Raw genomic sequence first — 25,572 nt, 5'->3', positions numbered from 1 at the left:
TCTGTCCTCAACTGACTATAAACTACCCAAAAAGATTTTAATGATGTTTAAATTAGTCTTCCTATTTACCTTCATTTTTTGCTTGCGTGTCTCCGCTAACGGTTATTCTCAAGACACTAAGGTCAGCCTGGATTTGCAAAAAACCAACCTCAAAAAGGCATTGTCTATTTTGGAAAAAAAGGGAAATATCCGCTTACTATACAGTGAAGCAAACCTTCCCGCAGATCAGGAAGTGACATTGCAAATAAAAGACACCCGGGTTCTGGATGTTTTGGGTCTTTTGCTTAAAGACACCGATGTAAAATACCGCGTTTTTGAAGAAGGTCTCGTAGTACTGTCGCCCGCCAGCGCTCAGGTTGCCGACCTGAAGATAACGGGCCAGGTAACCGATGAAGAAGGTATTACGTTACCCGGGGTAAGCGTAAAATTGAAAGGAACTTCGATAGGAACGGTTACCGATGCTAACGGTAATTATGTCATCACCGTTCCTGACGCAAATGGCGTTTTGGTATTTACTTATATCGGTTTTAGCGCCCAGGAAGTGATCATCAATAACAGGGAGAAAATTGATATTAAATTAACTGTAGCCTCCGAAACTTTAAGTGAAGTGGTAGTGGTTGGTTATGGCACGGTAGCCAAAAAAGACTTGACAAGCGCTGCAACTACGATTACCAGTAAAGATTTTTCGCAAGGAGCATTTAACAGCCCGCTACAACTGGTAGAGGGCAAAATAGCCGGAGTTGTTAGTTCGAACGCCGCATCAGCAGATCCAAATCGTGGTTTAGACATCCAGGTCAGAGGGGCTGCCTCGCTTGAAGCAGGGAACGGTCCGCTAATCGTGCTTGATGGTATGCCCGGAGCCGATCTGCGTAACGTTGCCCAACAGGATATTGAATCTATCACGGTTTTAAAAGATGCATCTGCTTCGGCGATTTATGGCTCCCGCGGTGCGAACGGGGTAGTAATTGTTCAAACCAAAAAAGGAAAGTCAGGCCGGGTGGCTGTCACGTATGATAGCTATATAGAGCATGATAAGGTAGCTGCTAAGCCTTCCCTCCTTTCGGCAGAGCAGTTTTTGGAAAAAAAGATCGATACCGACCGTGGTGCCCGTACGAATTGGTATGATCAGCTTATCAGGAAAGATAACTTTGGTCAGAACCATTACCTGGCAGTTGCAGGTGGAGGAGATAACTCCATGTTTCGTATTTCAGGTAATTATCGCACAAAGTCTGCTATTGATATCGCATCCGACCGATCTGAGTATGGCTTCAGGGCGAATTTCCTGCAAAAAGCAATGGATGGTTTTCTAGAATTTGGTGGTAACGTTTCATATCGTGTTGCAACTGAAGAGTTCACCAACTACGGCGCATTTCAGCAAGCCATCAAGCTTAATCCAACGCTCGCGGTTATGGATCCGGCGAACCCATCTGCGTATAACACGTTTCAGGGCTATGATACTTATAATCCCGTTCAGAATCTTTTAGCCCGTGAAAACGGAGCAGATCACGGTTACTCCATAGTGGATTTCAACGTTAAGCTGAACTTACATAAGAACCTGAATACGGAGGTTAAACTAGCCCGCCAGGGCCATGACCGCGATGGCAGGGAATATTATACTGCGCAGTCTGCAGAATCTATCCAGAATAATCGCATCGGCAGAGGCCGCCTGCAAAATGAGAAATGGACTGATTATACACTGGAGTGGTTGGCTAACTACAATAAAACGTTTGATAAGCATGATTTAAAAGTAATGGGGGGTTATTCTTACCAGGAATTTAATAATAATGGGTTCTACGCTGAAAACAGCAATTTCCCGTCAGACGCTTTTAATTACGATAACCTGGATGCAGGAAGCTGGAATCTTGAACAAGGGCGTTTAGGTATGGATTCGTGGAGAAGTAAAGAAAAGACCATTGCTTTTCTTGGCCGTGCCAATTACAATTTTAATGATACGTATTTCTTAACAGGATCAATGCGTTATGAAGGAAATACCAAGTTTGGGGCTGAAAACAAGTGGGGCTTCTTTCCTGCACTATCTGCCGCCTGGCGTTTTTCAAATCTTAGCATCTTTGCAGACAGTAAGGCTGTCGATGATCTCAAGCTTCGCGTATCTTATGGTGAAACCGGCCGTTCAGGATTTCCACGTTACACCTCTTTATCCAGATACACCGGCTATGGCAGGTATCAAAATGGCAACGGGCAATGGATCCAGGTATACGGCCCTGCAAATAATTTCAACTCCGCTTTGAGATGGGAGAAGGCTATTTCTTATAACGCGGGTATTGATTTCAGTTTATACAATTATAAATTGACCGGTAGTATTGATCTTTTTAACCGGAAAAGTACTGATTTGCTGTCTAATTATGATGTGCCTGTCGGTTCGTATGTTCAGGAGCAAATCTTCGTAAATGTGGGCAGTACCAACTCAAAAGGAGTGGAATTGGCTTTACAATGGAAACCGTTCGAGGGTAAGAAAGTAAATTATACCACCAATCTTACCACCTCTTACACTAAAGCCAAGTTAGAATCCTGGTCAAACGATCAATTTAAGGCAGGCTTCCGCGATCTGCAGGATCTTCCATCACCAGGGAACCCGGGTACAGCATACCGCCTTCAGGACGGTACAGAACTGGGTAGTTTTTATGGCTACAGATATGCCGGTGTGGATGATAATGGTAGTATCATGATTTGGAAAGACGGCATAGAAGGCAGCGAACGTATTAACGCAACTAATGAAGGTAATCGCGACAGAGACCGGACCTACCTTGGTAACGGTGCACCGAGATATGAACTGGGCTGGGGCAACACGCTAGCTTTCAAAAACCTCGATCTTTCTTTATTATTCAGAGGAAGGTTTGACTACAAGATCTTAAACTTGTACCAAATGTATTACGGCTTACAGGCAGAGCCAGGGGTTAACCTTTTAACGGATGCTTACGACCGTAACGGAGCGATTAAATCAGGTAAGGTGATCACTGATTATTTCCTGGAAAATGGTGATTTTTTAAAGCTTGATAACCTGACGCTGGGATGGTCGCCAAACCTGAAGGTAAAACAAATCAGCAGCCTGAGATTTTACGGAACAGTGAGAAATGTATTCACAATAACCAAATACACAGGGCTTGATCCAACATCAGTTGGTGTAACAGGGTTAACTCCGGGTTATCAGGACCTTAACGTTTATCCGGTTGCCAGAACATTTTCTTTTGGCGCACAGATTAATTTTTAAACCCAAAGTTTAACCTCTTTTGAACTTAAAAAGCATGAATACTATAAAAATCATAATGCTGGCAATGTTGTTAATAACAACGGCTGCTTGTACCAAGCTGGATGAAGAACCATTTGACGTTTTAACTTCCGATTCATATTACAAGGATAAAAACACCATCATCGCCGCGGTAACCCGTCCGTATGAGCATGGGCACTGGAACGCCTGGGATGGCGACCGCTGGATCCTTTCTGAATTAACGGCTGATAATTTTGTTTGGACACAAAAAGGAAAACATGGTTATGATGGCGGCGACTGGATTCGCTTACACGGTCATAAGTGGACCGCAGATGACGGCCACATCAATGGAGCCTGGGTGGGCCCTTATCAAGGGATAGCCCAATGTAATATCTTGATTCAGGATATGTCTAAGTTAGATTATCCTAAATTGGGTTTAACAGAAGCCGACAAAGCGCATCATATCGCTGAACTAAGAACTTTAAGAGCGTGGTACTACCTGTTTCTGATCGACTTTTTCCGCGAGGTGCCGATTATAGAGCTACCTCAGGAAATTAAGCCACAGTCTACCGCTGCCGAAGTTTTCGCTTATATCGAAAAAGAAGTAAAAGAATCTCTTCCAGCGTTGCCAAAGAATGGGTCGATCGGACGATTTGATCAGGGCAGTGCTGCCGCTCTGTTAGTTCGTTTGTACCTAAACGGCGAAAAATGGGCTGGCACTCCAAAGTTTACTGAATGTGCGCAAGTAGCTCAGGATATTATCAGTGGTACCTACGGTAACTACAGTATAGATCCCGACTACAGAGGTCCTTTCAAATCCGGTCTCAATGGTTACAGATCTCCCGAAAACCTGTTTGAATTTCCACATGCAAAAAACTTGTATGAAATGGGATGGATGTATAATGCGACCATGCATTACCAGGCCCGCTATTCTTTAGATAATGACTGGGGTGGATGGAACGGAATTCACTTAACTCCTTCAAGAGATGTGAACGGCGACCTTTATAATTACAAATTGGGAATGCCTTATGAAAGGTATGCAGCAGCTGATAAGCGTAAGCAGCCGTTCAGAAGTACGGACAAAGGCGTAAACTACGAAGGTTTCTTTTTAATTGGCCAGCAATATGAATACAATAAAGCTGCTGGTTTCGGTTTCGACAGCACCAAAATGGTAAACGGTACTGAAGAATATAACGGTAAGCCGCTGAAGTATGTTGACCAGGTTGGTCGTTTTTCTGAAAAGCCAAACGGCAGATGGAACGAAGGTTCACATGTGAGTACTGGTGAAGAAAACTCGGGTGTCCGGTTCATTAAGTTTCCATGGTTGTCAATGTCACAAAATCTTTTCCAGTTTAACTCCGTTCCTGAAATTCGTCTTGCGGAAATCTATTATTCACTAGCCGAATGTAAATATCGGGCCGGTGATAAAGCAGGGGCTGCAACACTAATGGATGCGGTACGAAAACGCAATTTCCCGGATGCACAATGGATGGCAAATAGTTATGTTGCCAACCTGTCTTTGCTAACCGATGATGAATTTGTTATGGACTTAGGCAGGGAATTCTTAGGCGAACGTCATAGAAGAACAGACCTGGTACGCTGGAACCGCTTTGGTGCAGAGTGGTGGGATAAGCCCACCGATGCTAAAGACATGTCGGTATACCCGATCCCGGCAAGGGCTTTGAACTCAAATCCGATATTAAAACCTAACGGATATTAAAAAATGAATAGTTTTACAGAGAGGATATCCCAATATCCTCTCTGTTTTTATTATATCTAAACCAAATTTTATAAATATTTCACACCGTTTCAATTACATAATCAATCGTTCAATATATCTTACTTCACTATGTTAAAACAGAGATTTGCTCTATTAGGCCTGGCTGCTCTAACCGGGTTTGTCTGGTTAGGTAGTGCCGGCATGGCGCTGGGCCAGCAAGCAACAGTCCATAATGTTCCGCTCAGCGATTTAACCGCATTTAAAGATCCGGGTAAAAGCTGGGAGATTGCCGGAAACGTGGTCGCAGACATCAGTAAAAAAAACGTGCTCACCCCTACTAAAGGATCAGGCATACTCATTAACCTGCCAGGTAAGAAAAAGCACGGCACAGATCTGTTCAGCAACATGGAACATGGCGACATGGATCTGGAACTGGATTACATGATGGCCAGTGAGTCAAATTCGGGGATTTACTTGCAGGGCAGATATGAGCTGCAATTAGAGGATACCTGGGCGGCTAAAACCGCTAAGTCTGGTAATAACGGGGGCATTTATGAGCGTTGGGATGATAGTAAACCAGAAGGACTGAAGGGATATGAAGGTCATGCTCCGCGTCAGAATGCAAGCAAGGCACCGGGATTATGGCAACATTTAAAAGTCTCTTTTCAGGCACCACGGTTTGACAATGCAGGTAAAAAAATAACAAACGCAAGATTTCTAAGGGTCGAGCTAAATGGGGTTTTAATTCAGGAGAATGTAGAACTATCCGGACCGACACGAGGGTCGATCAGTGCTGATGAAAAGGCTACAGGGCCTTTACGCTTCCAGGGAGATCATGGAGCAGTGGCTTTCCGGAATATAAGCATAAAGACCCGACCGATAACCAAAGCAGCAAGTGATACAGTTTCTGAAAATAAGGTACTTAATAACAAAGACAGAAATGCGGATGAAGTAGTCGAAAACGATGACGATCAGGTTGATCCTGTTTTAGTACACGCACCGGTTAATACCACTTTAAGAAGTTTTATGGACCTGCCTGGCAATATTCGCATAGTGCATGCTGTGTCTGTAGGAAGTCCGGAAAAGGTTCATTACACTTATGATCTAGACAAAGGAACAATCGTACAGATTTGGCGTGGCGGCTTTTTAAATGCCACACCGATGTGGCATGAGAGGGGCGACGGTTCTTCCCGTCCCTTAGGTGCAGTTCAGCGTTTTGGGAAGCCGGTATTAAATATTGCCAAACTGTCTTCTGCACAGGGGGCCTGGATTACTGATACAACAGAAACACGGTACAAAATTAATGGTTATGAGCTGGATGACCAGGACAGGCCGACATTCAGTTATTCCACTTATGGCAAGCTTGTAAAAGATGCAATTGTAGTGATGGATAACGGCAGAGGAATAAACAGAACAATAACAATTGATAACCCTTCAGATGATCTGTATGTACGTTTAGCAGAGGCGGCAAGTATTGAAGAATTAAACGGCACTTATCTGGTTGACGATAAATCTTATTACCTGCGTGTAGATGATGCAGCAGGTGCAAAACCAATCATCAGGGATCTTAACGGACGAAAAGAACTTATTGTGCCTGTTCGTTCTAAGTTGAGTTATTCAATTTTATTTTAAACAGTATGATGGAGATGATTACCAAAAGGAAATTTACACAGCGTATTTTAAATAAGTTACTGCAGGCCTCAATAGTCAGCATGGTTATATGTGCTCCGGCAGTAGCGCAGGAAACACCGAAGGAAGAAGATTTTTTCAAGATCAGGAAAATAAGTTCTCCGGAAGGAACTCTTTTAGAGGTAGGTGGTTTAGTAACACTGCCCAACGGGGATTTAGGTATATCCACCCGTCGCGGCGATGTTTTCATTGTTGAAAATCCCACCAGCAATACTCCTTACTTCCGCAAATTTGCGTCCGGTTTACACGAGATACTGGGCCTTGCATACAAAGATGGTGCTTTATACTGCGCCCAGCGGGGCGAGTTGACTAAGCTGGTTGATCAAAACATGGATGGCAAAGCCGATCTGTATCAAACGATCTATTCATGGCCTATTTCAGGGCACTATCACGAATATAGTTTTGGTCCGAAGATAGCTCCTGACGGATCGTTCTTCGTCACCGGGAACGTTGCTTTTGGAAATGAAGAATGGTGGCGTGGTGAAAGCCGTGTGCCATGGCGGGGTTGGGCGATGAAAATTTTTGAAGATGGTCGTATGGAACCCTGGGCAACCGGGTTAAGATCACCATGTGGTATTGGGATGATTGACGGAGAACTATTCTATACCGATAATCAAGGTGATTACGTTGGTTCCGGAGCTCTGTGGCACCTTAAAAAAGGCGATTTTGCCGGGCACCCGGCTGGCTTACGCTGGACTGATTTACCAAACTCTCCGCTTAAGCTTTCATCTGCTGAGTTTGATGCCAAACTAGATCCACGCAAAGTTAAAAACGCGGAAGGAAGGTATATCAAACCTGAAAATGTGGTGAATGAAGAATTCAAAACGTTAGTTGATGTGAAGAAAGACATTCCTAATTTACGGTTACCTGCCGTTATTCTGCCTCATGGTATTTTAGGAATTTCAAACTCTGAACCAGTAACCATACCGGAAGGAACTTTTGGGCCTTTTGCTGGTCAGTTATTGATTGGCGACCAGGGTATGAGCATGATTTCCCGGGTATTTCTTGAAAAAGTTAATGGAGAATACCAGGGTGCTTCATTTGCTTTCCGCAGCGGTTTCCGTTCGGGGGTTTTAAGAATGGCCTGGGCTAAGGACGGGTCGTTATTTGTAGGAGAGACAAACCGTGGCTGGGGATCTGCCGGCGATGCCAACGAAGGTTTGCAACGCCTGGTATGGAATAAAAAAATTCCGTTTGAAATGAAAGCAGTTAGGGCAATGCCTGACGGGTTTGAAATAGAATTCACAAAACCTGCTGATGCTAAATCTGCCGGTGACCTGGCATCTTATGCAGTAGAAAGTTTTATTTATAAATATCACCCGGTGTATGGAAGTCCGCCCGTTAACAGTGAAAAGTGCGAGGTAAAAGGGGTTAAGTTATCTGCTGATGGGTTAAAAGCACGAATCATCGTAAATAATCTTCGCCCGAATTATATTCACACCATTACGCTTGACGGTGTGCGTGATAAAGGCAATTACTACTCATTGGTACATCCAACGGCTTATTACACCTTAAACAGCATCCCGCAGGGCCAGAAACTTAGTTTAAGCGAAGCTAGTACGCGCAATTCTGCTTTAGCCAATAAGCCGGCCGGTCAGGCAGTATCGAAAAAAAGCACAACGGTGAAAGTGGCTGCCGCAGGCAAAACATCAATTGCTAAGGCTGTGGCAAAAGAAACTGCCGTTAGTGTGCCTTCATCTAAAGAGATGGCGGCCATCTTAACTAAAAACATCTGTTCTTCTTGTCATAACGCGACCAAAAGACAGGTTGGGCCTTCCTTTGCTGATATTGCCAAACGCAAATACAGCAATGAAAAAATAGTAGAACTTATTCATAACCCGCAGCCGCAAAACTGGCCGGGCTATGCTACAGAAATGCCGCCTATGCCCCAGGTTAGCAGGGCTGATGCTTTGAAAATTGCCAGATGGATTAATTCATTGAAATAGTTTACATCGCTGTCAGGGTCTACAACGCTGTCAGGTCTACAACGCTGTCAGGGTCTACAACGCTGTCAGGGTTTGGAACCCTGACAGCGTTACCTTATCCCGGAAACTTCATCCCTTTCAACACAGACTGAAACCTGGCGTCATCTTTAATAAATGAAAATACAGGGTATCCCTGAATGCTGGGAAGGAGCCCTGCCCGTTGTTCGTAAGCAAGCTGCAGGTATTCGACAGACTTATCCTCCTCACCCGAACAATAAGCCGCAACGCATAAAGATAATCCTGAAATAAATTCTGTTGATGCCCGCGAAAGCAGCTCATCCATGATCTTCTTCGCTTCAGCAACATTACCAGTCCGTGAATAGAGCCAGCCGAGTTCAAACAAAGAATATTGATGCCGGCCGGAAATGTTTACCCCTGTCTTGAGTACTTCAATTGCCTCCTCATGCTTTTTCTGACCACTTAAACTCATTCCCAGACTGCTGTAAGAGAGGAAGGAGCTCGCGTCGAGTTCAATTGCAATAGAACTCGCTTCTCTCGCTTCCTCAAAAGTACCGTTACAGAGATGACACGATGATAGAACATTATAACAGTGAGATAATAAGGGTTCAAGTTCTATAGCTCTTTGTGCTTCCACAACAGCCTGCTGAAAGTCTCGTTCAACCCAGCTTAAAAAATTACTGTACCAATAGTGCGTAGGAGCATAACCCGGATTTAATGCGATAGCCTTTTGAAACTGTTCCTTTGCGGAGACCCAATCGTAATCGTAGATCATACTCAGAAATGCTAAAACGGAATGAGGTTCTATCCTTGTCGGATCTATAGCTATAGCCCGTTGAGCTGCTTCCTTCGCTTTTGGAACAGAAACAATTGAAGGGGTGAGTGAATAGAACGCCAGAAGTGCGTAAGCATCGGCAATGCCCGCATAAGCCAGGCCGAAATCCGGATCCTTCTCCACTGCCTGCAGGAAATACGTAAGCCCTTGTTTCAAGCCGAGCCCTCTTCTGTTCCAGTAAAACCGGCCTTTCAAATAAAGATCATAGGCTTCCTTATTCTCGGTGGGAATTTTGGCTATAGAAGCCTTCTCTTTATCTAAGAACGTAACCTTCAGCTTTTCTGTTATAGCTAAGGCTATTTCATCCTGTACGGCAAAGATGTCGTTCATGTTGCGATCGTATCGTTCAGACCACAGATGATAACCATCAGCTACATTGATTAACTGCACCGTGATCCTTAACTTGTTATCCTGCCTGCGTACGCTTCCCTCTAATACGGTTCGAACATGTAACTTCTTACCAACTTCGTCAAGGTCAACACCTTTCCCCTTAAATTGAAATGATGACGAGCGGCCGACAACTTTCAGATCCTTTAAATGGGCTAATGAATTAAGAATTTCTTCGGCGATGCCGTCACTAAAGTATTCCTGTTCGGGATCATTACTTAAGTTCAGAAAAGGTAATACGGCAATACTTTTTGCAGGGATATTTATTCTGGGACTAGTTCTCGGTTGCCGTCTGACATTCTTAACTACGACCTCATAAATGCGGACGGGCTCCTTAACGTTTTTAAGGGTAGTTTCGAAAACAAACTTTGTTTCAATGTTCTTTCTGTTGACAATGATCTGCTGTACCGCCTCGGAGATATAAATTCCCCCTATCGACGCTATTGCCTGTATGCGCGATGCGACATTCACACCGTCACCGAAAACATCTTCCTTCTCATGCACCACTTCACCCAGGTGAATACCGATCCTTAATTTTAATCCCGGGATGTAAGCCGAGGCGCACTGGATATTATTGGCGCACATGACAGCATCTGAAACGGTCTGAAAACTTGCCAGCACACCGTCACCCAGTTCCTTGATATACTGTCCGTTGAAACTCTCAATTAAAGGTTTTTGCAACTCCCTATTCTTATCCAGGAGCTTAAAAGCTTTATCCTCATCTTCACCCATTAATGCGGTATATCCCACAATGTCAGTAAACATGATCGCTGAAAGCTGGCGGGATTGAAGCATGTTATCAGGCATAATTCAGATCTGACTGTTTCCGATTTTTAAGACCCTTAACCGGCGAAAATTGCCAGTTACCTTATACGTATACAGACCAGGTTTTCATCCAGATATTTCAATCTTTAAAATTTCAAAATTATCGTTGACAGGTTGAGAAAACCCTTATTAAAGTGCTATTCAATATACGTATTATTAATTATTTATAGAAAAGTATATCTGAGTTACCTGGTAGTTAGCAAATAGCTCGAGAGTCAAGCAATTCAAATTTTCAGAGATCTTGCATTAACGATATGCTCAAGGCAACAACACCACCAGTGATTCATTGTCTTTTTGAAATACATCCATCAACTTTATGTAAGGGTCCAGCGTAACCTTAACCGGTATTTCCGTTACCGATAAAGATTCCTGTACACTAGCACCTGTTGGTCTGAACTTCCAAAGGATCTTCCGTCCCGAAGCTGTTTCTACCAATACTTCAATCTCCTCGTTCATCTTCATCGCTTTCCGGATTCCTCTTCCATCCTCACCATATTTTCTTACGGATCCCGCAAATCTAAGCTGGTAACCCTTGCCGGCTTTTTTGGCTTCAGCCCGTTCCATCTTTAAGTCATAGGTGATGATCTCTTTAAATAATTCATTTATTTTCTGATGAACCTCCGGCCAGCTTATCCGGTATAATTCTGACAAAAGGTCTTCGGTATCGGGCGGAGTACCCGGGTAGGCGAACTTCTGCAAAAGTTCCTTCAAAGCGTGGTTGACGCCCTTTTCACCGATCAGGTGGTAGAGCTGGTACATTACTACGGTTCCTTTATCGTAAGGAAGGTGCGGTGTTTCATAAGTCGTTTTGTCAATTCCTAAAAAAACTATACACTAAAATCAGTGTATGGAAACCAAAGAAAAGTTAGAGCCGTTCGTAGTACGGCATCACAAAACTCAGCCGTTTGATAAGCGGTTGATCAAAGAGATCGTCTCGCTTGTTGAGGGCGGCCTGCCCCGAAGCGCAGCGGTTGAAAAGTATGGGATGGTGAAGTCTACCCTGGGCTTGTGGATGACCACCTATGGATCTAAAGAATACCAAAGTAATAAACGGTGTGCTTATCCGCTCACGCTAAGGCGTTCCGTTTTGCGGGCTATAGAGTCGGGAATGACGATCAGTCAGGCCCGCATTACCTTCAACGTAAAAAGCGTTACGGCCATTAAGCATTGGATTAAGGCCGATCAGCAGGAAAAATACGATCTTGTGGGTCATCAACCCGCACCATCGATGGCCAGGACATCCCAAAAGAAAAGTAAAGATGAAGTAAAAGACCTTCAGAAGGCTCTTGCTGAAGCTGAACTAAAGATAAAGGCGCTTGATACCTTGATCGATATCGCCGAAGAACAGCTTCAAATTGATATCAGAAAAAAGTCTGGTGCCAAGCAGTCGGAAGAATGAAACAGGACTTTCCCCAGCAGGGGATCAAGACCCTGTGTCGACTGTTTGGCAAAACAAGACACGCCTGGTACGACCACCAGTGGCGCACTCAGGATGAAGGCTTAAAAGATGAGATCATCCTGCAAAAGGTGCTTCAGATCCGCAAGACACTTCCGCGGGTGGGAACCTTAAAGCTGCATTACATGCTCAAGGAAGAGCTACAGGAACAGCAAATAAAGATTGGAAGGGATTATTTATTTGACTTGATGCGGACGCACAACCTGCACATCCGGCGACGTAGAAGAAGAGTCATCACGACCGATTCGAAGCACTGGATGCGTAAATATGCCAATCTGGTAAAAGACATGATCATCTACAGGCCAGAGCAACTTTGGGTAAGTGACATCACCTATATTCGAATGATCGGACAGTGGGGATACCTCAGTCTGATAACAGATGCGCATTCACGAAAAATCGTTGGCCATGCCTTTCGTAAAGACTTATCTGCGCAGGGATGTATCGATGCATTACAGATGGCACTGCAGAGCCGGATGTACAGCGAGCAGCTGATTCACCACTCCGACCGGGGATCTCAATATTGTTGCAAGGCCTATGTGGATCTTTTAAAAAGAAATCAAATCGCCATCAGTATGACGGAGAACGGGAACCCTTATGAAAACGCTTTAGCAGAACGGGTCAATGGAATTCTCAAATCAGAATTCGATCTGTATAGCACCAATGTGGGACTTGCCAAGTCCAGGACTTTGATCGCTAAAAGTATCCAGGCCTATAACCAGGTTCGGCCGCATAGCAGTTGTGATTATCTGACACCCGAAAACGCCCACTTGAAACAGGAAATTCTCACGAAACGATGGAAGAAAAGACCAATTAAAAAAAGGGAAAAAGATAGTTGTATAACTAAATCCCAATTACCAAATTGCAATGTATAGTCTATCTACAATTAATTCATAAACCTGTATAGCTATTTTAGGACTAGACATTTTGTACAACGGAGTTTCGGGTGAAAAACTTCGAACGCTTGCATAGGCATCCAGGTGCTGTATTACCTGGGTCAGTACTGCTGCATCCCCCTGCGACTGCCGCAAAAGCATTAATTCGGTGTATTTGGGCAGCGTTTCGGTCATCACCCAGCCGCCTTCCTTAATTTCCGGCGCCATCTGTGCGGAACCCCACCATGCATGCGACAATTCATGCCCGGCGAGCTGGTTAATCACATCATTGCCCCGTTCCGCGAGTTTAGAATGAAAGCCCCCGTTTTCTTTCATGTAGATAGTTGTGGGATAGGCGGTCGCCGCAAAACCTTCCGCAAAAGCAGAGACTTCCGCAAAGCGGATCAGCGGATGCGGATACGGCCCGAAGTTTTGATTGCAATACGCGATAGTTTGTTTAGCCTGCTTCAGCAGGTGGCTGACATTTTCCGGATGGCCAGGATGGTAATATATTTCTATGGCTGTATTTTGGAAACGGTCCTTGAGCACCTTATACCGGGCGGATGATACGGCAAACCGGAAAGGTATCGGGCGGTCGGTTTTATAACGAAAGTAGTTCCGCCGGCCATTTCGCCACTGGTTTTCCAGTACCCCCTGCCCGATCGCCTGCTGGTCGCCGTCTGTTGAAATCACTGCCTTGAGGTCGATGAACCGGTGATCAAAGGGATCGTCGATTTTACTCTCCAGTGCAGGAAGAGGATCCTGCGCCTTCATGCCCCGTATTTTTCTTTCAATCGAATTAGTTAGCTCATTATTGTTATCATAGCCAAGGTCCGGGAAGTAGTTACTGATTCGAATAAAGCTGCCGTTGCCGATAATGGAATTAAAAGCAGAATGTCCTTTAAATCCCGACCAACCGGAAGTGAAACTGAAGTCCATACTCATAAATTCCCCTGGCTGCAATGGCTGTTCAAGGATATAGAAATAATAGCAGAACGGCGTGCCATCGATTAACCGACCCTTTCTGCTGAGCTTTAAATTCTGCAGGTTGGTTTCCCTGTGAACCGAGATTAGCAATGTGTCCATCGGTGACTTGCTTTTATTCTGAAGCCCGTAAGTACCCTTCACCTTATAACGCTGTTCCGTCGGAAACAGATCGATTTCTGTACTGACGCCCAAAACGGTAGGTTGTTCCATTTGCTTATAAGCAATCAGCCTTGCTTCGTATTCCTGTTTCCAGTCATTCAGAGCCTTGCCGCTGGGCCTCGAATCTTTCAAGTAATTTTGATGATACATGTAAGCTCCGCTAGCCAGCAAGATCGTCACGGGGATGGCCCATAAAGCCTGTGAATGGCGTTTTCGGTAAGTGACATGCCAAATAACCGGGATAAAGCATCCGGCGAAAGCGGCTGCATAGAGCATCCGGATACTGAAAGCGGCCAGGTATCCTTCGAAGCCATTCATATCGGCGTACTGAATTTTAAAGGGCTCTGCAAAGCGAAGCAGGGGACTGCTGATCCCGGCTAACTGGCCGAGGCGACTGCTGAATAAAAGGATCAGTACGCCAGCGACAGCGAGCCCTACGTACTTGTTGTTAGCCAGCACCTGTATAGCCAGCACAATACATGCAGCGATTGCCAGGGGTAAGCCCATCAGATAAAACAGCGCCGCATATAGAGCGAAGTCAGGAGTCGTTCCTGACGCTAACTGGATCAGAATACCTGCCAGGCAGCTGTAGGCGAGCATTAAAAAGGCAATCATGACCAACGCCGCAAGCTTTGCCCAGAAAGCAGACAGTGGATTGACGGCGGTACTCTCCTCAATTGACGAGAAGCGCGATGCTTTGCTTTTCCACAAGATTTCGCTGCTGTAAAATAAGATCACCAGTAGGGCAAAGACCGGCAGAACATCCATGATCGTGTTGACCATCAGTCCGCTGCTCACAAATTCAGACCCAAGGCGAGGGTCGCCGTCTATGGCGTTCTTCATCTCTAAGGCAAGCAAGCAGGTCCAGATTAAAAAAATGAGCAGGAATGGCAAACCCTTTACAACTGAAAGCACATGAATCCTCAAAAAGCTCCTAAAGGCCAGGAAATTGTGACTAGAATTGCCTGTAGTAGGAAAAGGATTTACAAATACTCTGATCAAAGGAATCGTATTCTGTTGCGGCGATTTCATTTTTTTGCCCGCTGCCGCTCCCCTCGTTTGAAAGGAAAACCGGGAGTAGGAGACTGTCAGGATGAAAACAGCAACTGAGATCCAGATCAGCCGGTTGATCAGCAGGTTGCCCTCTAAAACTAACAACTGGGTATTGCGCTCTTCGGCACTCCAGTAGCGGGTTTGCTCGAAAAGTGCGGCTATGCCAAACGGATCAAGCTTTGCGAAGAGGGAAACCATGTCGGGCTCTACTGGCGCCGAACCGACAATTAGAGGGGAATTAGAGAATATAGAAGCGGCGATGTAGAGCACATACATAAATAATCCTGAAACATAGATCACCATCTTATTTCTGCTGAGCCATGCCGTGCTGCAGAGGATTGCGGTACACAACATTACATTGGGCAGCACCAAAATGAAGAATGGCCAGAGGTAATCAAGAATATGGCTTGCTCCGAATTTATCGGCGGGCATCCCGTTGAATGTAAAACCTATTGCCAGGCCCGGCAGAACAAAAGAGAAACTAAACAGGCCGACGCCGGCAAGGGCCAGTAAGCGTGCAAGCAGGTATTTGTTTTTAGCAATCGGAGTCGCAAAAATGATTTGGTCCATACGGCTTTCCCCTTCCCGCAGAATATTTTCTCCAACCAGCAGAGTCAGGCTAAAAATGGCCCCCAGGGATAGAATGGCCAGCAAGTAGCTGATTTGGTATGGCGAGTTATAGTGAATGTTCGGAAAGCTGGCTCCTTGTGAGATGCCCAGCATGAGGCCTACGGAAAAGAAAACAAAGGCGCAGAGATACATTAATGGTTTCCTGCTGAAGTAATGCCACTCGAATTTTAAAAGCGCCTTAAGCATAACTACCGTCCTTTAATGTTTGGGCTCGCATTGAGTTGAAATACACGTCTTCCAGTCTGGCCGCTGTCTGCTCGAAACCATTACGGGGATCTTCGTCCGCGTAAATATGGACTTTCAATTTCCCTGATTGGAGGCCCGATGAAATCAGCTGATACTCCGATTTAACATTCTTTAATTCCTGCCGGCTAATAGTCTTTGCCCAGATCTTTCCGCCAAGCTGTCCAGCTAACGCAGATGGGCTCCCCGACAGCAGTAAGCTTCCCGAGGCAATGATGGCCATCTGTGAGCAGAGGTCTTTAACGTCGTCAACGATGTGAGTGGAAAGGATCACAATAACCTGTTCACCGATCTCACTCAAAAGCGTATTGAAGCGGTTTCGTTCTTCCGGATCCAGTCCCGCGGTGGGTTCGTCGGCAATGATGATCTTCGGGCTGCCAAGCAGGGCCTGCGCAATCCCGAATCGCTGTTTCATTCCTCCTGAAAAGGTATGTACAGCTTTGTTCCGGTGTTCGTACAGGTTAGTTTGCTCCAGCAGGTATAAAATCTGTTCTTTCCGCAGCTGGCTGTCTAAAATACCTTTTAATACTGCAAGGTGATCCAGCAAACGAAGGGCGGAGATCTGGGGATATACCCCAAATTCCTGCGGCAGGTAACCGAGGTCTCTCCGGATCAACTCCGGTGAAGCAATAATATCCTGTCCGTTAAACAACATCCTGCCTGAATCTACCTTCTGCAATCCTGCGATACTGCGCATCAGAGAGGATTTGCCGGCACCGTTAGGTCCCAGCAGCCCAAACATTCCGTTTGAGATCTGGAGGCTCAGATCGTTGAGTGCATGTACGCCATTCGGATAAGTCTTTTGCAGGTTTTTAATTTCGAGTGTGTTCATAATCTGTTGGTTTGGTTCGGAATTTCAGGGCATAGCAATTCCCTTCAACTCTTTGGCTGTTTTTTTTATACTATATGATCTGCTTAGTCTTTTCTGTATTCCAGGATGTCTCCCGGCTGGCAATCCAGCACTTCACAGATTGCTTCCAGGCTGGACAGCCGGATGGCTTTGACCTTACCGGTCTTGAGAAGTGAGAGGTTAACCGTCGTAAGACCGATGCGTTCTGCTAACTCGTTGGATTTCATTTTCCGTTTGGCAAGCATTACATCCAGGTTTATAATAATTGCCATAGTTAAAGTGTAAGATCTTGTTCCTCCTGCAGCTCTAAGCCCTGCTGGAAAATGACTGCTAAAAACCAGGCAAAAACGCCTATGATGCCATGAAGCAATGTGAGGGTCAAGCCATCGTCTATATCTTCGGTAAAGAAAAGAGTAATCAGAAGGATACTGCCGGGTACTATCAAATTGAACAGATAAAATTGCTTGAGCCGGATCACTGCTTTCTCTGTAAAAAGTTTATCCTGCGTGAAGATGCCGAACACGCGCTTCAATAAATAGGCAAAGATGCCATAACCCGCAAAGGTTACGACCAGCATCACCAGGAAATGCGGTGTATTATCACCTAAAAGAAAGGGCTTATTTGTAAATGGGAAATTGATAATGAAACCATTTTCTTTAACCACCTCGAACAGTCCCAGTTCAGGCTTGCGGGCAAACAGTATTACGAAAGCGGCATACACCGCGGTAAATGCATAGAATATCACAGCTGCAATGCTGAGAGCCTGCAAAAAGCCGGCAACCACTTTTATTGACTTCATAGTTTTACCTTATTTGACAAAGCAAAACTATAATTAATTATCGAAACTCATTAATTAATTTAAAAAACAATCTGCAGATAATACAAGATATGTACCGTGCATAAGACAGACATGTTATATTTCTGACTGAAACGGAAACTGACGATTGCACTATTAAGTTAATTGCTCTTCCGCTTGTATACATGACAAAACACAAAACGTTCCTATGGAACGTCGGTCTGACTGAACGGAAATCCCTACCAACAAGATGTCCACACGGGACATTCCATGTGAATTCTTTTGTTCATTGGGAACAATTTATTGGTAGCAGTTTAGAGATTTTCGGTCAATGCTTGCCGAAGGTATCTGGTGTTATCGATTGTAGCTGTGATACCCTATTCAACCTTCTTAAACCGTATTCCGCAGGCCTCAATACACATGATAGGCCCCGCCGGACTCATACTTAGAGCGCCACCCTGGAGTTTGTAGCGATAGTTCTGGTAGGTAACACCGTCTGTTTTAGTGAATTTAAGGGTTACAGAATCTTGAACGGCGTACATTGAATACTCCTTAAACGAATTACCGGACAATTTGCCCTCTTCTCCAAAAATCAGGTAATCCTCTGAATTCTTCGGCACTTTTGTCCACTGTCCGCTCCCGTTACCCGGGTCTGCTAAGGTTTCAAAGAGTTTCCACTTTCCTTTCAGCACACTAGGGTTACCATAAACATCAATGACCTCCATGTTATTCTTGCTGCAGGCCGCAAAAAGAAGAATTGTCGCTAATACGATTACTTTTGTGAAGCCTTTCATATGCTTATAAAATTACAGTTTTTTAACTAATACGCTACTAAGCGGCCAAACGCGACAATTCGCTTTTTTACTGTGTCCCGTTTAACTATTTCGCCAAAAGACATGCGTATATAAGCCTTTCGGCTTAAAACAGCTCAAGAAGCTAGTAACTCGCATATCAGAAATAAAATTCAACATCATTTCATAGACCTTTTTTCTTACAATCTGCCCTTTTATCTTTATACTGCAATCAGGGATTTATGGCATGGTTATTTACCTAAAATAATTTCCGTATTCATAGGTTATTAATGAAGACGGCCAACAACCAAAGCCCCCTGGAAGAATTAAAACGTACTGCAAAATCAATGAAAGAAAAATCTACTTTATGGCAGCGTATGGGCTTGCAAAGCTGGTTTCTGAACGATGAAAATACTACTTCGAAAGAGGTGCAAAAAACGCTGACACCTGACGATGTATACAAATATATCCTTGAGAAATTCAGGCATTCAATCGGCGAATTATCCTTTGCCAGCCGGGTGGTATTCTACCACGAATTTATTATCTGCTTTAACCCGGAGGATTATCGGGAGTTCATGGACAATAAGAAAGGAATTTTTGGGTTAATCGTTCATGAGTCGGTAAAGGAATTCTACAATATTTTAAAGCAGTTCCGCACCGAAAAAAAGACAGTTGAGCCTTCCAGCAGCAAGTGGGTTTTCCGCTTTGTATCACACCCGGACTATGCCCGTGGGGATAAGAGTTTCATCGGCAAATTGCTTCCGGGCAATAATCAAAAGGAAGAGAATCTGAAGGTCACCTTTATTCCACGTCATACCGGAATTGCGCAGACCTTTGATATCAACCAGGAGATATTGAAAGCTTTTACATTTTACAGCGAGGGCTATTACGAAGTGCCTTACGTAGAAGATCTCGACTATGATGAAAAGAAGATCAGCCAGGTACCCCAATCGGCACTTGCGCGTTTTGAGACTATTCTTCCCGGTAAGGAATATATAGGCCGTAAGGTAGAATACCTGATGAAAGATCAGGATATTATAGTAACCGGAGCCGAGGATCAGCGAGTGGATTCAAGCATTTTCAAGATCCCTTCTGAATGGGTTAACACACCGCATTTATATATCCGGCTCAATAAAGCCGATGGTAAATTTTACCTGGCTTCATTTGGCGAAAAAACTATTGTTAATGAAGAAGAAGTTGAACGGAGTGACATTAACAGTCCGGTTTGGGTAGATCTTCCCATCAACTCGAGGATCCTGCTGAACGGCATCATCGGGGTCAATATTTTCAAATCCTCCTGATATGTCTCAAATCTTATCATTTGCCCTGCTAATCATTTGTGTCCTGCTGCTATGGGTGCATTTTAAGGACATTAAAGAAACACATAAACGGAATGGCTGATCATTTTTTTGGAATAACTGATACTGGTAAGGTTCGGGATAATAATGAAGATGCATTTATTGCCCAGGAGATAAACGATAAAAAGCTTATCCTGGCTTGTGTGATTGATGGTGTTGGAGGTTATTCGGGCGGTGAAATAGCGGCCGCGATAGCGCGTGACTCGATCATTGATCATCTGAAAGATTCCTCAAACGGCGTCATCGGCAGGATGAAAGAAGCATTCATTCTCGCCAGCGAAAAGATCGATACGCAGAAAGACCAGCAGCCTCAGTTTGCAAATATGGCCTGTGTCTTGACGTTGGCCTTGGTGGATCTGGAGAAAAACATGTTTTACTATGCCCATCTAGGCGACACCAGACTGTATCTGTTCCGCGATAACACGCTCGTAAAGGTTTCGAAAGATCATTCGTTTGTGGGCTTCCTGGAAGAATCCGGAAGACTGACGGAAGAGGCCGCGATGCATCATCCCAAGCGAAATGAAATCAATAAAGCGCTTGGCCTGGGCGTTAAATTTTCCGCTACTGACGATTATATTGAAACCGGCGAATCGCCGTTTCTCCCCGGCGACCTTCTGCTGCTTTGCAGCGATGGCCTGACCGATATGGTGAACAGCGAGCAAATCACTTCCATCCTCAATAATGATGATTCTCTTGCAGAAAAAGGCGATCAGTTGATCGCTATCGCCAATAAAAATGGTGGAAAAGATAATATAACGGTTGTACTCGTACAGAACAATAAGGCCCGGCTAACACAGGAGGTTATCCGGCCGGCAGCTGCCATGGAAACGACAGCTCCTGTTGTTTCAAACGAGACGACTGACGCTACTGATCATTTAGAAATTTCACAAATGAGTACTCCTCAACCCGCTGGTTTAGAACCAGTACAAAAGCCAGGAAACAATACGCGTCTCGTCGGCTTTTTATCACTTGCCAGCGCGGTCTTTTTGATCACGTCCCTGGTACTACTCTGGCTCCATCTTCAACCTGATCCTGTAAAAGCGGAGACCGGGTCGGAAGAGGCTGAAGACACTAAAATAGAAACCAGGAATGAACAGGAGATCAAATTGCAGGAAGTTCTAAATGCCGCCAAAGGAGATACGGTGTTGCTTTCCGCAGCAGATTTTCCACTACCAGTAATCCTCAGCGATACCATCCTGATTCAGAAAGACACTTTATTTATTGAAACCGAAGGCGCCATCATTTTCACGGCGGATCCCCGATATGACGGTCCGGGGCTACTTATAGCCTCAACCAGCAAATATATTTCAGTAGCCGGCCTGGTGTTTCAGAATTTTGCGACGGGTATATCGGCCTACAACAATGCTTTACATTTAAGAAATGTTAAGTTTAATAACTGCCGCATTCCCATACAGAACCTTTTCACCTTTGAAGATGACAGATATATTAACGGGCGGATCCTGAAGGGCTCTTTCAAAAGAGACTCTTTGCCAAACTCATCATCTAATTAATAGAATGGCAGATAACAGTCCGATAAAGCGGAACAAAGAACGCCTGTTTCTATTGCTGATTACGGTGGTTTTTGGCTTGCTGTTTATTAGCCTCTATTCAGTACTACAGCGCGATTTTAAAGAGGTGCGGCAGCGTTTGGAAGACGGTACTATAGTAAACCTGAACGATAAGGAGCCAGGAAAGCGTATCAGAAACCTGCTTCAAAAAGGCTATTACTTCGATGACAAAAAAGACATTGAGCTGGTTAGTTCGGTAGTAAACGAGAGGCTGAATGTAAGCGAGGGGGAGATCGATAATATCGGAGAACTCAATCTGCGAAAATATTATGTAGTGGCGGATGAAGCATTTGTGAAAGGTGGCATATCATTCAAAAAAAGGGTGACTGCTTCGCGCTCGCTATTGGGCTACACCGGCGAGGATGCGCCTTTGTTCATCCGTGAACAAAAGAATCCGACCAACTTGCCTGCTGTAACAGACGTAGGAATGGATGGTCAAACTATTTCAGGCCGTATTGAGAACAAAGAGGAACTACCAGTTGGTGGTGTATTGCTGCGCCTTGAGATGATCATTCCGCAGGAAACCAGTTATGGCGAGCAAGTCTCTGAAGTGCCACGTGAACTTGTTGATGAAAAAACCGGGACTAAAAAGCTGTACCTTCTGGACAGCGCAAACAGACGTGTTCTGCAATCACTAACCGCCTATGTGCGCACCGATGGAGCAGGAAAGTATGCATTTAAAAATCTGCCGAAAGGTAAAGCGTTCGAACTCGTTCCATTGCAGCCGGGCTACCAGTTTGGGATTTCCAAGGGTGTTGAGGAACTGGATGAGGATATATCCCTGAATTTTATACAAGCGCCGCACACCATCCGCCTTTTGTCGGGACGGGATTATACAATTCTTAAGAAAGAACAATCGCTGATCGTACGTACGCCCGATGAGTTTAACCGCTGGTACTGGGTAATTGCCGGAACATTCCTCCTGTTATTTGGCTTATCTCATGCATTATTGGGCTTCCGTTTTCCGGATGCAGACCAGGTGATCCTGCCGGTATTGATGCTGCTGACCGGATTATCCCTGTTAACCTTGCTAAGCTTACAGGATCCCCTTCGGGATCGGTTTTTAGCCCAGAATACATTGATCTATCTCGGCATCGGTATGATCGGGATGTGCTCCCTTCTATTCGTTAACCTGCGCCGATTTACTGTTGACTCCACCTTTTACCGGCTATTCGTTTTTAAGAACGACCCGAAGGCAGCGAACGGTTGGCCATGGGCAGTCGTTGCTATTGGTTTGCTGATCTTAACCATCCTTTTAGGCAGCGGTCCGGAAGGAAGCGGCGTGAAAGTCAACCTCTTTGGTTTTCAGCCAAGTGAAATCGTGAAATATGCTATCATCTTTTTTCTTGCCGGATTTTTTGCCAGCAATGAGAAATTTATCAGCGAATACCGCAGCTGGCATAAACGATGGTCTTTCTTTTCCTTTGTACTGGCAGCTATTGTAATTTCCATCCTGCTTTTCCTCGTGCTTGGGGACTTGGGGCCGGCAATGGTACTTTGTTTTACCTTTATTGTGCTTTTTTCCTTTTCGCGCGGCGATTTTATGTTCATGATAGCTGGCGTGGTGCTTTATGTGCTGGCCGTTTGGACCATCGATAACGTCTGGATTGCTACCGCCCTAACCGCAGCTATATTGACTCTTGCTATGTTATTCCAGCGCAAGGCGATGAGTGAATCGGCTACCATGGCAGTCCTCCTGATTGCCGGGTTTTTGCTGATTGATCAAATCCCCTACCTGGATAAACTGATTCCCGGGCCGGTGCAGAGGCTGGTGGAGCGAAAAGCGATCTGGCAGGATGCCTGGAACAATGAGGTGTTTGGCGGTGATCATGTCGCGAATGGCATATGGGCCATGTCAAGTGGCGGACTCACCGGACAAGGTATTGGCGAAGGTTTCGCTAAAAATATACCCGAGGCACATACCGACATGATATTACCGGCAATTGGTGAGGAGTTTGGCCTGGCAGGCATAATCTGCATTTTTATACTTTTCTTGATCTACCTGCACCGTTCAATTATCATCGGCAGAAGAACAGGCACGCCCTTTCTTTTCTACCTCTGCACCGGCATCGGTATCAGCACTTTTGTGCAGTTTTTGCTGATTGCTGGGGGATCAACGGGGGCCTTACCCCTTTCGGGAGTTTCACTTCCACTGGTCAGTTACGGCGGTTCTTCCCTGGTGATCAATCTGTTAGCAGCCGGCTTTTTGCTCTCCGCTTCTTCGATCCGCGGAACACAGCTGCAGATGGCCTATGTTACGAAGCAACAGGACAAAAACCTGGTGCCTGCATTAATGGCCGCTTGTATTGGTCTGCTGTTGCTGACAGTAAACGTATCCCGTTATCTTTTTAACAATGAGAAATGGGTGGTGCAGCCGTCATTAGTTGCCGACCGCAGCGGGAACCGGATGTTTAGTTATAACCCGAGGATCGCTATCTTGATGAACAAGCTGCAGGCGGGTTCGCTATTTGACCGCGAGGGCCGGATTCTGGCAACCAGTAATCCGGAACTGGTGCGAAAGCAGCGGACCAAGCTGGCGCTTGCGGGTGGACATAATTATAATCTGGACTCTGCGATGCATAAGCGCCCGGATCGATATTACCCTTTTGAGGAACAGATGTTCTTCTGGACAGGCGATGCCAACACCGGAGTGTTTACGGGAAGCATTAATGGCTACTTTGCCGAGTATGAACACGCAGCCGAACTTCGGGGGTTTCAGACGCCGGTGACCAACTATAATGTACGGGCGAATCGCTTTCGGTCCGATCGCTTCCTGCCGCGGGGAGTGAAAGAAATGACGGTCGCTAAAAGAGACTACAGTGTCTTAGCCCCATTACTGCTTGCCGGAATCAATAGCCAGCAAGTAACAGACTTTAAAAAACGGAATCGTGATGTGCAACTCACCATGGACGCCGGCTTGCAAACCAGTATTCAAAAATCGCTTTCACAGGATGACTCCCTGAAAAAGAACCGGGTTTCTGTAGTTGTAATGGATGCTTCCAATGGAGACGTACTGAGCTCAGCGCTTTATCCCTTGCCGCCTGTTAATGACTGGGAAAGGCTTAATATGACCAATGCCGAGCAAAATAAACTGGCGGGCTGGATGACCACTTCAGATCTTGGATTTACCTATGCTACGCAACCGGGTTCAGTTGCCAAAGTCGTAACCACACTTGCTGCCTTCAACAAACTCGGGATGGCTGCCACTGAGAAGACTTATAACGTTAAGTGGGAAGAACGAATCCGTACGAAAGGAATTGAGCCAGATGAAACCGGTAAGATAAGCCTTGAAAAGGCGCTGGTAAAGTCAAACAACGTGTACTTTATTAAGCTGGCAAATGAAGAGAAGCTGCAGGAAGAAATGGGTGATCTGTATCTGAAGACAGGTATGTTTCTGCATGGCGTGGGTGGTTATTACTATGAAAAACAGGCTAATAACGAGAAACAGGAAGATAAGTGGCGGAACTTATGGCGAGACACTGAGTTTAATACGAAGCCAGCGTATGACCCGGCAAGAATCCGAAGAACAAGGTCAAAAGGGATCTCGGGAATGGCCTGGGGTCAGGGAGAATTAATTGCTACGCCTGCCGCGGTTGCAAGATTGGCTGCTGGAATTGCTAATAATGGCAATCTACTGGCTAACCGGTATGTTCTGAAGATCAGTGACTCAACACTCGCTGTTAAAAGCGGAACCCAGCTTGCTAAAGATTCGGAATACATCAGGCAGGTAACAGACTTCATGATCAAGCAAAGTGCTAACAAAACATGGCAGCTAAACCTCGGGGTAGCAGGAAAAACCGGCACCCCGGAAAGAGTCTGGAAAAAGGAAAGTATTAATGATGGCTGGTATGTATTTTTCGCACCCAAGGTATCGGGCCCTGGTCATATGGTGGTGTGTATCAGAGTCGAATCAACAAAGGGATCAAGTGTGGCAGTTAATGTAGCCGCAAAACATGTCATTCCGTTCTTGCTTGAAAAAAATTATGTTAAGAGTATTGAACCTGTGGAAACGAAGGTTGAGGGGGAGGTGATTGCTGGAAGGTAGATTTGGCTGGGTAAGGTTGAAGGCAGGAAGGTTGGGGGGAAGGTAAAAAATTGCAGGTTTAGGGTATCAGTTAAAAAAGGCAGTTCGAAGTGGCAACTTGAAATTTTGTTGGACTGTTTATTGCAAATATTGATAAGAC

16 protein-coding genes are annotated in these 25,572 nt (G+C 45.1%); 9 read left to right on the top strand and 7 right to left on the bottom strand.

Annotated elements, in window-relative coordinates:
- Positions 1–40: 40 nt before the first annotated feature.
- From AC1MCB_RS18895 to AC1MCB_RS18880, 4 genes are all read left to right on the top strand, one after another.
- Positions 41–3,229, top strand: coding sequence for a SusC/RagA family TonB-linked outer membrane protein (locus AC1MCB_RS18895; protein WP_479966277.1), 3,189 nt, complete (start codon positions 41–43; stop codon positions 3,227–3,229).
- 34 nt (positions 3,230–3,263) lie between these two features.
- On the top strand, positions 3,264–4,946 hold the full coding sequence (locus tag AC1MCB_RS18890) for a RagB/SusD family nutrient uptake outer membrane protein (protein WP_479966276.1): 1,683 nt from the start codon (positions 3,264–3,266) through the stop codon (positions 4,944–4,946).
- A 129-nt stretch (positions 4,947–5,075) separates the two neighbouring features.
- Positions 5,076–6,578 carry a 3-keto-disaccharide hydrolase gene (locus tag AC1MCB_RS18885; RefSeq protein ID WP_479966275.1) on the top strand — a complete coding sequence of 501 codons (1,503 nt, stop codon included), beginning with the start codon at positions 5,076–5,078 and terminating at the stop codon, positions 6,576–6,578.
- A gap of 5 nt (positions 6,579–6,583) precedes the next feature.
- Positions 6,584–8,581 (top strand): c-type cytochrome, encoded by a 1,998-nt coding sequence (locus AC1MCB_RS18880; RefSeq protein WP_479966274.1) that lies wholly within the window; start codon positions 6,584–6,586, stop codon positions 8,579–8,581.
- 94 nt (positions 8,582–8,675) lie between these two features.
- On the opposite strand, the gene AC1MCB_RS18875 is transcribed toward AC1MCB_RS18880, so the two are convergent.
- Positions 8,676–10,607 carry an adenylate/guanylate cyclase domain-containing protein gene (locus tag AC1MCB_RS18875; RefSeq protein WP_479966273.1) on the bottom strand — a complete coding sequence of 644 codons (1,932 nt, stop codon included), beginning with the start codon at positions 10,605–10,607 and terminating at the stop codon, positions 8,676–8,678.
- Between the two features lie 276 nt (positions 10,608–10,883).
- Entirely contained in the window at positions 10,884–11,384 is a 501-nt protein-coding gene (locus tag AC1MCB_RS18870) for a hypothetical protein (RefSeq protein WP_479966272.1), read from the bottom strand.
- Positions 11,385–11,472: 88 nt separating this feature from the next.
- Here AC1MCB_RS18870 and AC1MCB_RS18865 point away from each other — a divergent pair, with 88 nt between their 5' ends.
- Both AC1MCB_RS18865 and AC1MCB_RS18860 read left to right on the top strand, forming a co-directional pair.
- A complete protein-coding gene (locus AC1MCB_RS18865; RefSeq protein WP_479966271.1) occupies positions 11,473–12,024 on the top strand; it encodes a hypothetical protein in 552 nt (183 codons plus the stop codon).
- Positions 12,021–12,953 (top strand): IS3 family transposase, encoded by a 933-nt coding sequence (locus tag AC1MCB_RS18860; protein ID WP_479966270.1) that lies wholly within the window; start codon positions 12,021–12,023, stop codon positions 12,951–12,953. Before AC1MCB_RS18865 ends, AC1MCB_RS18860 begins: the two co-directional genes overlap by 4 nt.
- On the opposite strand, the gene AC1MCB_RS18855 is transcribed toward AC1MCB_RS18860, so the two are convergent.
- The 5 genes from AC1MCB_RS18855 to AC1MCB_RS18835 form a co-directional block, all read right to left on the bottom strand.
- Entirely contained in the window at positions 12,933–15,968 is a 3,036-nt protein-coding gene (locus AC1MCB_RS18855) for a hypothetical protein (RefSeq protein WP_479966269.1), read from the bottom strand. The two genes, AC1MCB_RS18860 and AC1MCB_RS18855, sit on opposite strands and share 21 nt — an antisense overlap.
- On the bottom strand, positions 15,961–16,857 hold the full coding sequence (locus AC1MCB_RS18850) for an ABC transporter ATP-binding protein (protein WP_479966268.1): 897 nt from the start codon (positions 16,855–16,857) through the stop codon (positions 15,961–15,963). The genes AC1MCB_RS18855 and AC1MCB_RS18850 overlap by 8 nt, the downstream gene beginning before the upstream one ends.
- A gap of 83 nt (positions 16,858–16,940) precedes the next feature.
- Positions 16,941–17,147, bottom strand: a complete 207-nt coding sequence (locus AC1MCB_RS18845; RefSeq protein WP_479966267.1) for a helix-turn-helix domain-containing protein — start codon at positions 17,145–17,147, stop codon at positions 16,941–16,943.
- 2 nt (positions 17,148–17,149) lie between these two features.
- Positions 17,150–17,674 (bottom strand): DUF2975 domain-containing protein, encoded by a 525-nt coding sequence (locus AC1MCB_RS18840; protein ID WP_479966266.1) that lies wholly within the window; start codon positions 17,672–17,674, stop codon positions 17,150–17,152.
- 374 nt (positions 17,675–18,048) lie between these two features.
- Positions 18,049–18,465 (bottom strand): hypothetical protein, encoded by a 417-nt coding sequence (locus tag AC1MCB_RS18835; RefSeq protein ID WP_479966265.1) that lies wholly within the window; start codon positions 18,463–18,465, stop codon positions 18,049–18,051.
- Positions 18,466–18,752: 287 nt separating this feature from the next.
- On the opposite strand from AC1MCB_RS18835, the gene AC1MCB_RS18830 reads away from it, so the two are divergent.
- The 3 genes from AC1MCB_RS18830 (at position 18,753) to AC1MCB_RS18820 (ending at position 25,433) form a co-directional block, all read left to right on the top strand.
- Positions 18,753–19,763, top strand: coding sequence for a hypothetical protein (locus tag AC1MCB_RS18830; protein WP_479966264.1), 1,011 nt, complete (start codon positions 18,753–18,755; stop codon positions 19,761–19,763).
- Positions 19,764–19,855: 92 nt separating this feature from the next.
- Complete coding sequence (locus tag AC1MCB_RS18825; protein WP_479966263.1) at positions 19,856–21,331, top strand: PP2C family protein-serine/threonine phosphatase; 1,476 nt, start codon at positions 19,856–19,858, stop codon at positions 21,329–21,331.
- A gap of 4 nt (positions 21,332–21,335) precedes the next feature.
- On the top strand, positions 21,336–25,433 hold the full coding sequence (locus AC1MCB_RS18820) for an FtsW/RodA/SpoVE family cell cycle protein (RefSeq protein WP_479966262.1): 4,098 nt from the start codon (positions 21,336–21,338) through the stop codon (positions 25,431–25,433).
- Positions 25,434–25,572 lie beyond the last annotated feature (139 nt).

This window comes from Daejeonella sp. AP26 (genome assembly GCF_056680515.1).
Note: the sequence above shows the minus strand (reverse complement) of the source record. Positions and strands in the feature narration are given on the sequence as shown.

Bases quoted from the DNA above. Each gene is read 5' to 3' on its own strand.
- AC1MCB_RS18895 (WP_479966277.1), top strand. From the start codon at position 41: ATGATGTTTAAATTAGTCTTCCTATTTACCTTCATTTTTTGCTTGCGT.
- AC1MCB_RS18890 (WP_479966276.1), top strand. From the start codon at position 3,264: ATGAATACTATAAAAATCATAATGCTGGCAATGTTGTTAATAACAACG.
- AC1MCB_RS18885 (WP_479966275.1), top strand. From the start codon at position 5,076: ATGTTAAAACAGAGATTTGCTCTATTAGGCCTGGCTGCTCTAACCGGG.
- AC1MCB_RS18880 (WP_479966274.1), top strand. From the start codon at position 6,584: ATGATGGAGATGATTACCAAAAGGAAATTTACACAGCGTATTTTAAAT.
- AC1MCB_RS18875 (WP_479966273.1), bottom strand. From the start codon at position 10,607: ATGCCTGATAACATGCTTCAATCCCGCCAGCTTTCAGCGATCATGTTT.
- AC1MCB_RS18870 (WP_479966272.1), bottom strand. From the start codon at position 11,384: ATGTACCAGCTCTACCACCTGATCGGTGAAAAGGGCGTCAACCACGCT.
- AC1MCB_RS18865 (WP_479966271.1), top strand. From the start codon at position 11,473: ATGGAAACCAAAGAAAAGTTAGAGCCGTTCGTAGTACGGCATCACAAA.
- AC1MCB_RS18860 (WP_479966270.1), top strand. From the start codon at position 12,021: ATGAAACAGGACTTTCCCCAGCAGGGGATCAAGACCCTGTGTCGACTG.
- AC1MCB_RS18855 (WP_479966269.1), bottom strand. From the start codon at position 15,968: ATGCTTAAGGCGCTTTTAAAATTCGAGTGGCATTACTTCAGCAGGAAA.
- AC1MCB_RS18850 (WP_479966268.1), bottom strand. From the start codon at position 16,857: ATGAACACACTCGAAATTAAAAACCTGCAAAAGACTTATCCGAATGGC.
- AC1MCB_RS18845 (WP_479966267.1), bottom strand. From the start codon at position 17,147: ATGGCAATTATTATAAACCTGGATGTAATGCTTGCCAAACGGAAAATG.
- AC1MCB_RS18840 (WP_479966266.1), bottom strand. From the start codon at position 17,674: ATGAAGTCAATAAAAGTGGTTGCCGGCTTTTTGCAGGCTCTCAGCATT.
- AC1MCB_RS18835 (WP_479966265.1), bottom strand. From the start codon at position 18,465: ATGAAAGGCTTCACAAAAGTAATCGTATTAGCGACAATTCTTCTTTTT.
- AC1MCB_RS18830 (WP_479966264.1), top strand. From the start codon at position 18,753: ATGAAGACGGCCAACAACCAAAGCCCCCTGGAAGAATTAAAACGTACT.
- AC1MCB_RS18825 (WP_479966263.1), top strand. From the start codon at position 19,856: ATGGCTGATCATTTTTTTGGAATAACTGATACTGGTAAGGTTCGGGAT.
- AC1MCB_RS18820 (WP_479966262.1), top strand. From the start codon at position 21,336: ATGGCAGATAACAGTCCGATAAAGCGGAACAAAGAACGCCTGTTTCTA.